Here is a 13,492-nt window from a genome sequence, read left to right as displayed (position 1 = left end):
CTAATCTGACCAATACCAGCAATCCCAGCATACAATTATTTAGCTGCTGGGATTGCTGGTATTGGTTTAGTCAAACTACTACTTACTACCGAAAGTCATTTTTAAGCAGGGTCCATTGAGCCAACACTTTTTTGAATATAGCCTGTGCTTCGTTGGCAGCGGTAATCGCTTGTGTGGTTGGCGGCATGTCGGTATCCTGAAGAATGCCAAATATGGAATTGAATGCACGATTCAACGTTGTTAAGCTGGTTTTCAGAACATCGAGGCTTTTTTTCTGTAATTCAGAAGTAGCGCGAGTTTGGAGAGTCTGCGTTTCGCTCAGTAGGCCAATTAGCTGCTTCCGTCCTTCATAAGCAGCTACCGACAGGTCATGTTGCTGCTTTAACACCACTGGGCTTGCCTTTACACGCGGGTCCATTGTGATGGTAAGCAGTTGGGTATATACTTTACCATTCACACTCAGTTTAGCCGTATAGATTCCGGGTAGTACCCAGGGCGATGTAGGATCAGGAGCCGTTTGATGATAGGTTGCCGCAATTGGATAGGACGGGGGAATAGGTAAGGGTGTATAATGCATGTCCCACAGAAAGCGGTGGGCACCCGCTTTACCGGATAAAATCTGCTGTGGCCGAATCCAATAGGAGGGCAGGTTTACATCAGGAATGTTGTAGGGTTTATCATCGCTTCGGTATTGACGTATGAGTTTACCCCCTGCATCCAGGATATCCAGTGTAACAACCGTGTTCACATCGGTAGCGAGGTAGTAGTTGATGATGGCACCATCGGGCGGGTTCTGGCCAGCAGGTTCTTCCTGGGGTAATGGCGTATCCGTATTCATGTTCCAGCGAACGCGATAAGCCCGTTGAGGTTTGTAAAGAATAGCGTCCTGCTTTATCAGTTCAGTCGTTAACTGGCGTAAGGGACTAATGTCGTCCAGAATCCAGAACGAGCGGCCGTGGGTGCCAATCACCAGATCATTGTCTTTGATGACAAGATCACGAATTGAGGTAGCAGGCATGTTCAATCGGAGTGACTGCCAATGATCTCCATCATCGAACGAGACGTAAACGGCAGTTTCTGATCCGGCAAACAATAAGCCTTTACGAACAGGGTCTTCGCGAATGGTGTTTATCGGATCGTTGGGTAAACCAGTTACAATTTCCTGCCAGGTTTTACCCCCATCGTGTGTCCGATAGATGTGCGGGCGCATATCGTCGCAACGGATGCGGTTCACGGCGGCATAGGCGGTATTGGCATCAAAGTGCCCTGCGTCCAGAATAGACACTTTACTCCAGGAACCAACGGCGGCAGGAGTCACATTCTTCCAGGTTTTCCCCCCATCTCGGGTGATCTGAATATAGCCGTCATCGGTGCCGATCCAGATCGTATTCACGTCCTTGTACGAAGGGGCAATGGTATAAATTACCCCCCTTCGTGGCATGGTTTTCATCGCATCAGTGCGATAAACCCCCACACTTTCAGGGATATCAGGATAGGTTTCACGGGTGAGATCGGGGCTGATTATTTGCCAGGAATTCCCACCATTCTGCGTTTTGAAAAGCACGTTGCCCGCAAAATAAAGCGTTTTGGGATCGATAGGGGAAAACAAAACTGGAGCTGTCCGCACGAATCGGTACTTGCCACTACGAACAGCTTCGGGAGCAATGTTCTGTACCTGACCCGTTTGTTTGTCGAATTTGGTAACTTTCCCTCCATAGATAATATTGGGGTTGAGTGGGTCGGCGGCTACATATCCATACTCTTCGACACCCACCGGATGCCACTCCCGAAAGGTCACCTGGCCATCGTTGCCGCGACTGGCAATACCCACCGAACCGCTTTCCTGCTGGCCGCCAAGGACGTTATACGGAAAACTGTTGTCGGTACTGACGTGATAAAACTGCGCCGTTGCCTGATTATACCAGGAGCTAAATGTTTGACCGCCATTAACCGTAATGATACCCCCCTGGTCTCCAGCCAGCAGCATTGTGTTGGGGTCGTTTGGATTGATCCAGAGCCGGTGATAGTCATCGCCACCCGGTGCACCCCGAAAATCATTCCAGGTTTTGCCCCCGTCTTCAGATTTCCAGGCAGACACATCGGCAATGAACAGGATATCTGGATTAGTTGGATGAGCCTTAACCTCAGCAAAGTCACTACCACGGCCCCACAAGCGCGGATCTTTATTGAAGCGTGTCCAGCTTTCGCCTGCATCGTCTGAGCGGTAAACTCCGCCAAGTTCGGGAGCATCGACAGTAGCGTAAAGCCGATTGGGACTACTTGGCGCGATACAAAAACCAATTCGACCCAGTCCCTGCTCAACTGTCGGTAACCCCTTGGTTAGTTTCTGCCAGCTTGTACCCCCATCCGTTGACTTATAGAGTCCGCTTTCTTTCCCCTGCCATGCCCCATTTTCCCAGGGTCCTTCTTGTGCGGTCCAAAGGTCAGCGTAAACAACTGCTGGATTTTTCGGGTCAATGGTTACCTGAATCGCCCCGGTGTCCTGATCTTTGTATAATACTTTGTCCCAGGTTTTACCACCATCAGTAGTGCGATAGACACCCCGTTCGGTATTGGGGCCGTAGGGGTGCCCCAATACCGCGGCAAAAACACGATTTTCGTTGGTAGGATCTATCGATATTCCACCAATTTGCTGGCCGTCGCTAAGACCCAGGTGTATCCAGGTTTTCCCGGCATCGATTGATTTGTACATCCCATTGCCAACCGACAAATCCGGACGATGAAGCCCTTCGCCACTGGCTACGTAAATAACATTGGGATTTGATGGTGCCACAGCCACATCGCCAATAGAGCCAGTAGATTGATCATCGAAAATGGGAAACCAGGTTCGCCCATAATCGGTTGTTTTCCAGACACCTCCGTTGTTGACACCTATATAAAATACATTCGGTTGCTGAGGCACCCCCACACCACCAACGGTTCGACCACCCCGATGAGGCCCTATCATCCGCCATTTCATGGCGTTGAAGAAAGTGGGGGATATAGATTGAGCCTGTGCAACGACTATTGAGAAGATAAATGGCAGCAAGAGAAACTGCCGTTTCAAGGCATAAAGTAGACTCATGTAAAAAGTTGAGTTTAACGCTTAACCAACCAGATAAGAAGACCTGTGATCGTTACAACAGCGGTTGTTAACGCAAACAGGATATAAATAACCTGAGAAATCCAGCCACCATACCGACCAAAATGTAATTCCTCAAAAATGTGTTCGGCGATGTACTCCAGATCAGCACTGCGGGCATCGAACCCACTTATATAGTGGCCGTTTCGGGCATCTACAGTCGCCGAGACATTATACTTGCCAAGCATCCGAATGCTGTGCGGCATATTCCCACGAATAACCAATGTGCTGTCGCCCGGAATTGGAAAGTCGATTAACTCCGGCTGAAAATCAGCAATAGACCCTTTGGCAATTGCAATTGACGAGTCGATCTGAATCCGTTCGAATGCGATTGGAACTAGTTGGGTTTGTTCTGTTTTTTGCCCGTCTCCAAATTTCCGCTCGATTTGCTCCCAGTGAAAGAAAATTCCCGTCGCGCTCATCATCAGCATAAACAGCAAGGCAACCACACCCAGCCATTTATGAATATCGGCATAGACAATTCGGGCCGACTTATTCCAGCGAACGCCTATTTTGAATACACTCAGCAACGAACGTCGGTAATACCAGGTGCCGGTTAGTACAGAGGCCAGTAGACAGATACCTGCCAGCCCCATAATAAAGCCGCCAACGGGCTCCAATAGTAGATTTTCATGCAGCTCCCGCGCCCGTCGGACAAGCGTTGCTTCAGCATTTCGTGCGCCAATTATCGTACCAGTATAGGGATTGAGCTCGATCCATTTCCAAACGCCATTATCCATCAAATCAACCCGGACAGCCTCCTCTTTATGGCTTTCCGACAGTTGAATACTTCGGATCTGAGCAGTAGGATACTGTGAGTGTACCACCGCCAGTAACTTACCATACGATTGCCTCTGGCCAACTGACTCGAGATGGGTTTGATTTGGATTCAACAGGTTATCGACTTGCCGATCAACGACCAGAATCGAGCCGGTTATTGTGATGATAAGAATAAATAAGCCACCTACTAAACCTGAGATGCGGTGCAGACTATAAACTGTTTTATCAGAGATCATAGAATAATGACAAAGGAAACAATGGTATTTTTAGACAAGATGAGCAGGGTTAAACAAGATTTTCTTCGTGGTTATCCTGCTTAATCCTGCTCCCCTTTTTTTTGACAACCAGGTTAATTAATAATAATGGCTGGCACCTGCTGCTCGGTTACGACCTTATTAAATGTCGGTACCTGAGTGTTAACTACTTCTTTCAACTTATTGACCGCCGTATCGATTTGCTTTGCCAGATCGTCATAGACGGCATAGGATGACTTAGTTGGTTTTGCATCCGCAGATGAAACAGCCGAACCTACTCCCGCCATCTTATCGTTCAGGCGGATAGGGTAAGCCAGCGCATCCTGACCCGCTTTCGACTTTGGCTGCATGAGCGTGGATTCAATTTTGTCTAATTCCTCCAAAATAGGTTTGGCTGCATTTTTGAATTTTTCCGCGACTTTCGGTTCTTTAACGCCGTTCGTATAGGTATTGATTTGGTTCCGAATTTGCCGAAGCTGGTTAATTGACTTATGAGCTTCTGATAGCTTGCCATTTATTTTTTGCAGTAAGTCAAACTGTTCCTGTAACTCAGCAATCGTTGTCGTCAGTCGCGGGTCTTTCCGAATTTCGATAGGTTGCTCCGCAATTAACGAATCACCTAGCAGAAGTCGAACCTTATAGTTACCCGGCACGACTTTAGCTCCAGTTCCGCGACCAGACCACATGACGTTGGTTCCCTCAACAGTGGCTGCATCCGGGTAGCGCATATCCCAGACAAATACGTTCATGCCTGGATTTGCTGTAGCCATACCCGACTTCGGTGCCACTTCATCCTGATAAAACTCATTCATGACCTTAAAGGGCTGTCCTTTTTTGTCTTTTATATTTGAATACGTTATGATGGTATCATTTGAAGTAGTCATATATACCAGGCGCAGTTCCTTTTTCGGTTTACTTTTTAGATAATAGCGGGTAATGACCCCGTTAGGTGCATTTTCGCCTTCATCTAACGGGGTACCACGCCGGGGACTTCCAGCTCCACCATCCATCCGATAAGCATGGCGAGGTTTGAACAAGTAAACAGAAGTCACTGATTTATTTGCCTGTTTTAAGTCCATCAGCTCATGGAGGGGTGTGATATCGTCCATAATCCAGAAGGCTAATCCATGCGTTGCAATAACCAGATCCTTTTCACGCTTATGAATTTGTAGATCACGAACAGGGGTAACGGGCAAGTTCAAACTCAGCTTCTCCCACGAAATGCCATCGTTAAACGATACATAAACGCCCCGCTCTGTTCCGGCGAATAACAGTCCGGCTTTATTGGGGTCTTCACGAATCACATGGCAATGCTCATCAGCAGGAATACCCGATTTGATAGCGATCCAGGTCTTCCCATAATCGGTTGTCTTGAACATATACGGTGTCCGATCGCCCGACATATAGCGTTTGGCCGCTAAATAGGCTTTACCGGGTGTATGATCAGATGGATGGACCATACTCATAATAGCCAATTCAGGTAACATTGACGCTGGAGGGGTGATGTTCTGCCAGGTTTTGGCACCGTCGCGGCTGATGTGCATCAATCCATCGTCTGACCCCGCCCAGAATACGTTCTTCTCGACAGGCGATTCAGCAAAAGTGAAAATCGTAGGAAAAGTTTCGGCACCGGTGTTGTCTTTGGTAATAGGGCCGCCAGTATCGCCCTGAGTTTTGGGATCATTGCGAGTCAGATCCGGGCTTATATCCTCCCACGAATGACCATAGTCGGTACTGCGGTGTAGATACTGGGAGGTAATGTACAGGGTTTTGTTGTCGTGTGGGGAGAAAACAATGGGATATGTCCACTGAAACCGGTATTTCCGGGCCGAAGATGGCGATCCCATAAAGTATTCCGGGTACACATTGATGACTTGATTTTGATCCGTCTTTTTGTCGTAGCGCGTAATCAGACCATCATAACTGCCCCCATACGTTACATCAGGGTTATTGGGTTCGGGCGTTATGTATCCTGATTCACCACCCGATACTGCATACCAATCGGATTTGCCAATGGAATAACCCGTCGTGCGACTAGCAATCCGTATGGATGAATTATCCTGTTGAGCACCGTATAGATTGTATGGAAAATCATTATCCACTGCAACATGATAAAACTGGCAGGTCGGCACGTCGATGTCTGAAAAGGTAGCGCCACCATTGTAGGTCACTTCAGCACCGCCATCATCGGCAATGATAAAGTTCTGCGAATTTTTTGGGTTCCACCAGATATCGTGCGTATCCCCATGGTGAACACCAAGAACTTTGAATGTTTTGCCTCCATCAAAGGATTTCATGGCATTGACGTTCAGAACAATCAATCCATTCTCATCCTGCGGATCAGCCCCCATCATCATGTAGTACCAGGGGCGTTGCCACAAGTTTTTGTCCTCGTTAATCAGTTGCCACGTATCTCCACCATCATCGGAGCGGTATAAACCACCTTTGGCGTTTTCGACCATAGCGTAAAGACGATTCGAGTTAGCCGGTGAAACGACAATCCCGATTTTGCCCAGTATTCCCTTTGGCATACCGGGCTTGTTACTCAGGTTTACCCAGGTGTCTCCTCCATCTGTGGATTTAAACAGACCGCTTCCGGGCCCGCCACTACTCATCTTATAACTGTTACGGTATGCCTGCCACATTGAGGCATAGATAATCGACGGATTATTGGGGTCAATTTTCACAGTGGCTGCCCCGGTACTGTCGTTTTTGGTGAGTACCGCTTTCCAGGTTTTACCTCCATCGGTTGTGCGAAATACTCCTCTTTCTTTATTGGGTGCAAATGGATTACCCAGTGCCGCTACGTAAACAACGTCGGGATTTTGCGGATGGATCTCAACATTACCGATGGCGTCGGCCATCTTCAGACCAACATGCTTCCACGTTTTGCCGGCATCAGTTGACTTATAGACACCATCACCGTTGGCAATGTTACTTCGAATATCAGACTCTCCCATCCCGACATACACAATGTTGGGGTCGGAAGGCGCTACACCAATTGCGCCTACAGAACTGGACTTGAAAGTAGTATCTGAAACCATCGTCCAGTTGCCTCCTCCGTCGGTCGTTTTCCAGACACCTCCACCGGTTGCGCCAAAATAGTAGGTTAGGGGCTGATTCGGATGACCAGCAACGCCCAAGGCCCGGCCTGCCCGAAAGGGACCAATGTTGCGCCATCGCATTGCATTGATAAGGCTGTCAGAAGTCTGAGGTGTCTTGGGCTTTATAACTGGTTTCGCTTTCCGTTGAGCGAGTACAAAACCAGGCAACAATACCAGTAGCAATAAAGTACTAATACTGACAGTAAATCTTCGATTTACCATAAAAAGATTTGGTTAGTTTGCGATAGTGCAAAATAATGCATGGAATGGCATAACTGGGCATTAATTCTGCCATTCTATGCATTATTTACAACGTTCCTCGTAAACTAAGCACTAGGTTTCGACCCGGTGCACTGATACCTGACGCGAAAACCCGATAATTTCGATCCAGAATATTTTCCAGTGAAGCCTGAATCTGCAGATGCCGATTTACTTGATAGCTAGCCCTTAAGTTAATTGTTTGCCAGGCTGGCATACCCAGCGAAGTAGCATAGGCAATGTTATCTTCGCCAACCAAATTGTAATCACTTAACCGTTTCCAGCCATTGAATAATACATTTGCTTCTACCTGAAATTGTTTGATGGTTAAGCGGAGGCCACCCTTTCCGTAAATTGGTGGGATGTGATCCAGAGGATAGGCCGTTGTGTCGGTCAAAATGCGACCTCGTGTATAGGTCAGGGTGCCGAAAATTGTTAGTGATGACGAAAGCTCGGCCGTTAGCTGGGTATTCACACCATATAATCGGGCCTGCTGCGAATTGCCCTGCATAACAATTCGACTGGTTCGCCCATTGTAGTCGATTTGAGTTTGCCCGTTAAGGGTGCCAGCCTGCGTGGTTATGGCGTTGTTATAAACCGTATAGAATCCTTCCACTTCCAATGTGATCCGGTCTATTAGTTGTTTGCGAACACCCGCATCCAGTGAGTAGGTTCGCTCTGGTTTTAAATTCGGATTCGGGACAATGAGTGTACCAGCCACCGACTCAAATACTTTGGCCAGATCATCGACATTCGGCACGCGATAACCCGATGAGAGCGAACCTGCCAACCGCCATTCGCCTGGGAGACGGGTTACCCAGCCAAGACTACCCGTCAACGCACCCGACTGTTGAGTAATGTCGTTGAAGGGAAAGGGGAAAAACGTTTTATCATTGAATTTGGCAAATAATCGGTTGTAGGCATACCGGGCACCATAGGTCATCGTTGATCGGTCACTTACATCCATCGTTCCTGAAACATAACCCGACAGCGATTGCGTATTGGCTCCTCCATCGGGGTATCGGGTATCCAGTGGGTCAATCTTGCCGGTTTGAACATTTTCCCGGTAAGCTGTTGACCGAACGGTATTATACGTTCCTTCCAGGCCATAGCGCAAGGTATGGTTCGTGGCGAGTTTCTTTTTCAAATCGGCATTCAGTGTCCAAACATTTACTTGTTCTACGCGGTGTTGCAGTCCATAATTCCCGAATCGGCGGTTATGACGGCTTTCCTCTATGGACTGATATGCCGCTATTACATTCAGTTCGTCGGTGATGCCAGCTGTAAACTTTTTGGTCAGCCCATAGGAAGTTAACAGGCGTTTCTGTGGGCCGTAAAACCACTGAGCATGGCTCAGGTTTCCACTGGCGTCGGTTTCGGTCAATCGGTCATAGCGCGGAATATCGGTGCTTGTCGAATACTGAATATTCAAGAGATGATGCGTCCGATCATTAGGTTGAAACAGCACTTTCTGCAACAGGTCAATCTGTTTATAGCCGGAAGACACCTGGACATTCGGGTCTGGGTTGGTTAACTTAACATCGGTTTTATTTTCGAAGCCAGCATAGAAAGGTCGCAAACCCAACTGTCCAATATCATCGTTGCGCTGGGCACCCTGACGAAGATCTCCAAAATCAGATGCGGTTATGCTGGTTGCAAGCGCCCACTTCCGAAAGCCAAGATTCCAGTCCGCGTGAACTGTTTTCTCCTTCATCGCGCTACCATACCGAACAAAACCAGTAGCGTTTAGGGCGATTGTGCCCGAATTACTCAGTTTGGGTGTCAGCGTTTGAACGTAAATAACGCCCCCCAATGCATCACTGCCATAAACAACAGAACCTGGCCCCATGGCTATTTCCATTCGGTCGACACTGGCGTTGTCGACTGTCAGGATATTCTGTAAATGCCCACCCCGAAAAATGGCATTGTTCATTCGTACCCCATCGACCACAATCAGGACTTTATTGGCTTCAAACCCGCGAAGAATTGGGCTACCCCCACCCAACTGGCTTTTCTGGACCAATACATGGCCACTTTGCTGCAATACCTCAGCCATAGTTGGCTGATTCAAAAAACGTAGTTCGTTGCGCGTAAATACGCGGATGGGCTGCGCAACGCGTGATTGAAGTTCTGTTGTACGATTGGCAGCGACGATCACTTCGTTTAACTCCCGTTGCTTTTCCGCTACCAGTACAATGAAGTTCGTCGCGCGAATCTGAGCCAGCGTAAACTTAGCTGTTCGATAACCTATGTGCTGAAAAACCAGCGTATCAGAATCTGACGCACTGGTAATATCCGCGATTCCCAGGCGATTGGTAAAGTAAAGTGTCGCCAATCCGGATCCGGCCTTTCTGATTTCTACATTTTCGATGGGCTGAAGTGTGCCTTTATCCTGCACTTGGATTGGTTGTGCTAATAGTTCAAAAGAGCAAAGACTGATCAGCAAATAGAGGACATAATTCATAGGAATAACTTAGAAATGCTTGGCTCGGTAATCGCGACAAGCTGTTTTGTGCCTGAGTTTTTACTAGAGACCACTTAAGGTGTATTAAGATTTTTAATCATTTTTTAATTTCATAAAGCTATGCACCCAGACGATATTCTTTTCAAAAAATTTTGCATTCAACTGATATTTATTTTGTTTTTAGGCCTCAAATAAAAATAAATAGGCAGTAAAGAAGAATTAGTTTAAATTAAAATATGGCGTATTGGTGAAATTGAGAATTTGTTTCTCTGTTAGCCTATTGTGAAATGGTAGAGGACTTGCCTAAGTTTGTTTGCTTTTGATCTTATTCGCTATTTCCTACCGATTGTCTCGCGAGTTGATGCGCTCAAACGGCTTTATGAGTCCATATTTTGTCAAAACCCTACTCAACCAATGAAGTACATAGTTTTATTTTTTATCGGCATTGTTGCCAATTCATTCGTAAATAGTCCGGCATGGGCACAGGCCTCGATCCCCACCGATACAGCAGTTAATCCTGTTTTTAAAGGCATGGCCTGGCGCAATATTGGGCCTACCCGAGGTGGGCGGTCGCTGGGCGCAGCAGGTTCGCCCAGCCGCAAACAGGAATATTATTTTGGTGCAGTGGGCGGTGGATTGTGGAAAACTACCGATGGTGGCCAAAGTTGGGCACCCGTCACAGATGGTCAGCTAAAGAGCTCGTCGGTAGGAGCGGTAGCCGTGGCAGAGTCCAATCCAGATATAGTTTACATTGGAACTGGCGAAACCCAGTTGCGAGGAAACATCATGCAGGGAGATGGCGTCTACAAAACAACCAATGCTGGTAAGACCTGGACTAATATCGGTCTGAAAAATACGCAGGCGATTGCTCGTGTTCGAATACATCCAACAAATCCAGATATTGTATTCGTAGCGGCACTTGGTCACCCCTATGGCCCGAATGAGGAACGCGGCATTTTCAGAACGAATGACGGGGGGAAAACCTGGAAAAAAGTACTTTATAAGGGTGATAAGGCAGGAGGAGTAGATGTAATCATTGACCGAAAGAACCCAAACGTTCTTTATGCCTCGATTTGGGAAGTCTACCGGAAACCCTGGAAAATGTGGGGTGGTGGCGGTGCGTCAGGCCTGTTCAAATCCACGGATGGAGGAGATACCTGGACCGAATTAACTCGTAAACCAGGTATGCCAAAAGGAACTGTCGGTAAGATTGGGGTAACTGTCTCACCAGTCGATCCAAACCGGGTCTGGGCAATTGTGGAAGCAGAAGATGGTGGTGTTTACCGCTCAGATGATGCTGGAATGACCTGGAAGCACGTCAATGACGAACGGAAATTGCGCCAGCGTGCCTTTTATTATTCTCGTATTTATGCCGATCCACTCGACAAAAATGGTGTCTACTGCCTGAATGTTAACTTTTACAAATCGACGGATGGTGGCGTCAAGTTCAACAAATCAATTACCGTACCTCACGGAGATAATCACGATCTATGGATTGACCCCGCCGACTCTACCCGCATGATTACCTCTAATGACGGCGGAGGAGCGGTTTCGGTCAATGGCGGCAAAACCTGGACCGACGAGAACTTTCCAACGGCCCAATTGTATCACATTACCGCGACCAGCGATTTTCCTTATCACATTGCAGGGGCACAACAGGATAACACAACTGTAGCTGTTGCGAGTGAGGGCTGGACGAATAAACTGGTAAAGAGCAATAGCATTAAAAAAGCAGAATGGATGTATGAAGTAGGTGGAGGAGAAAGCGGTTATATTGCCCAGGACCCTAAGAACCCTGATATCTTTTATGCAGGTAGTCAAGGAGCATTATTAACCCGCTACGACCGATCGACCGGGCAAACCCGTGATGTGCAGGTGTATCCTCGTTTCTTTTCGGGTGAGCCGGCCAGTGCACTTCCTGAGCGCTGGCAGTGGACATACCCAATTGTGTTTTCTCCCAAAGACCCAAACCGCTTATATGTCTGTTCTCAACACGTTTGGGTATCAACCAGTGAAGGTCAGAGTTGGGAAAAAATCAGCCCAGATTTAACGTTAGCGGATACAACGACACTTGGCAAAAGCGGTGGGGTTATTACTATGGACATGAACGGTCCTGAAATCTACGCAACCGTATTTGCGCTTGCTCCTTCTTACCACGATGTCAACACGATATGGGCCGGTTCGGACGATGGTCTGATTCATATAACGCGCGATCATGGCAAAACCTGGCAGAATATTACCCCGCCAGACTTGCCTAAGCACACCCGTGTGAGTATTATAGAAGCCTCGCATCACAAACCCGGAACTGCCTATGTAGCCGCCAAACGCTATCAGATGGATGATCGGACGCCTTACATCTACAAAACGAATGATTACGGCAAAACCTGGAAAAAGATCATTACCGGGCTTCAATCTGATGATTTTGCCCACACGATTCGGGAGGATATCACGCGCCCTGGGCTGCTTTATGCGGGGATGGAACATGGTGTCTGGGTTTCATTTAACGATGGCGATACCTGGCAACCACTTCAGTTTAAATTGCCTGATACGCAGATTGCCGATATTCAGGTTACGGAAAAAGATGTTGTACTTGGTACGCATGGTCGGTCGATCTATATACTGGACGATATTGCACCCGTTCGCGAGTTTACGTCCGATCTGGCCAAGAAACCAGTTCATCTGTTTAAGCCTTATTATGCAGTCAGAAGGGTACAGCCAGCCGTATTTCAGTATTATTTAGCTAAACAGGTCGACAGTCTTAAAATCGAAATCCTGGATGCTGCCGGAGCGATTATACAGTCATTTAAGGGCAATAAACCAACGAACCCCAAAGACAATGAGGATGACGACGATGATGCCGGGAAACCAAAGGTCAAATTGCCGACAACGGCCGCTGGGTTGAATCGGTACGAATGGGATCTCCGATATCCGGGAGCTACTTACTTCAAAGGCATGATCATGTGGGGAGCACGTCCAACGTCGGGTCCATTGGCCTTACCGGGTCAATATCAGGTCCGGCTAACCGTGGGCGATCAATCATTTACACAGCCCTTCGAGATCAGACTCGATCCCCGGTTAAAGGGTGTTACCACCGCCGATGTTGATGAGCAATTCAAGATGGCGATGAAACTGCGTGACCAGACCAGTAAAGCAAACGAAGCGGTAATTCAGATAAGGACGCTAAAAGAAAAGCTGTCCAAACAACCCGACAGTCCGTCTAATAGAAAGCTGAAAGAACAGCTAAGTATTATTGAAGAGAATCTATATCAAATTCGGAACCAGAGTGGACAGGACCCATTGAACTTTCCAATCAAACTGAACAATCGACTGGCTTCGCTATGGCGGAGTGTGGAAAACGGCGATGCTAAACCTACAGACGGTTCTTACAAAGTATATGAAGAATTGTCTGCTGATCTGGACAAGCAAATGGCAGAACTAGATGTATTGTTAAAAACAAAGACGGTGAAAAGTATTGGTATGTGACCTTACT

General features: G+C 47.5%; 5 protein-coding genes. 1 reads left to right on the top strand and 4 read right to left on the bottom strand.

Translation table 11 applies throughout. The features are described from left to right. Nucleotides 1-85 precede the first annotated feature (85 nt). From G8759_RS30395 to G8759_RS30380, 4 genes are all read right to left on the bottom strand, one after another. A complete protein-coding gene (locus tag G8759_RS30395; RefSeq protein ID WP_167216739.1) occupies nt 86-3,085 on the bottom strand; it encodes a WD40/YVTN/BNR-like repeat-containing protein in 3,000 nt (999 codons plus the stop codon). 14 nt (nt 3,086-3,099) lie between these two features. After that, the gene (locus G8759_RS30390; protein ID WP_167216737.1) at nt 3,100-4,158 is read right to left on the bottom strand and encodes a PepSY-associated TM helix domain-containing protein; all 1,059 of its coding nucleotides are present in this window, start codon (nt 4,156-4,158) and stop codon (nt 3,100-3,102) included. A gap of 113 nt (nt 4,159-4,271) precedes the next feature. Then, a complete protein-coding gene (locus tag G8759_RS30385) occupies nt 4,272-7,502 on the bottom strand; it encodes a VPS10 domain-containing protein (RefSeq protein WP_167216735.1) in 3,231 nt (1,076 codons plus the stop codon). An 85-nt stretch (nt 7,503-7,587) separates the two neighbouring features. Next, a complete protein-coding gene (locus G8759_RS30380) occupies nt 7,588-10,002 on the bottom strand; it encodes a TonB-dependent receptor (protein WP_167216733.1) in 2,415 nt (804 codons plus the stop codon). A 414-nt stretch (nt 10,003-10,416) separates the two neighbouring features. On the opposite strand from G8759_RS30380, the gene G8759_RS30375 reads away from it, so the two are divergent. After that, nucleotides 10,417-13,485: a WD40/YVTN/BNR-like repeat-containing protein gene (locus G8759_RS30375; RefSeq protein WP_167216731.1), complete on the top strand. Its 3,069-nt coding sequence runs from the start codon at nt 10,417-10,419 to the stop codon at nt 13,483-13,485. Nucleotides 13,486-13,492 lie beyond the last annotated feature (7 nt).

Origin of the sequence: Spirosoma aureum (assembly GCF_011604685.1) — a bacterium.
GTDB classification, from domain to species: domain Bacteria; phylum Bacteroidota; class Bacteroidia; order Cytophagales; family Spirosomataceae; genus Spirosoma; species Spirosoma aureum.
This window is presented reverse-complemented; position numbering and strand designations above follow the sequence as displayed.

What these genes read in the sequence shown, in the direction of transcription:
- G8759_RS30390 (WP_167216737.1), bottom strand. Translation starts at nt 4,158, where the DNA reads ATGATCTCTGATAAAACAGTTTATAGTCTGCACCGCATCTCAGGTTTA.
- G8759_RS30380 (WP_167216733.1), bottom strand. Translation starts at nt 10,002, where the DNA reads ATGAATTATGTCCTCTATTTGCTGATCAGTCTTTGCTCTTTTGAACTA.
- G8759_RS30375 (WP_167216731.1), top strand. Translation starts at nt 10,417, where the DNA reads ATGAAGTACATAGTTTTATTTTTTATCGGCATTGTTGCCAATTCATTC.
- G8759_RS30385 (WP_167216735.1), bottom strand. Translation starts at nt 7,502, where the DNA reads ATGGTAAATCGAAGATTTACTGTCAGTATTAGTACTTTATTGCTACTG.
- G8759_RS30395 (WP_167216739.1), bottom strand. Translation starts at nt 3,085, where the DNA reads ATGAGTCTACTTTATGCCTTGAAACGGCAGTTTCTCTTGCTGCCATTT.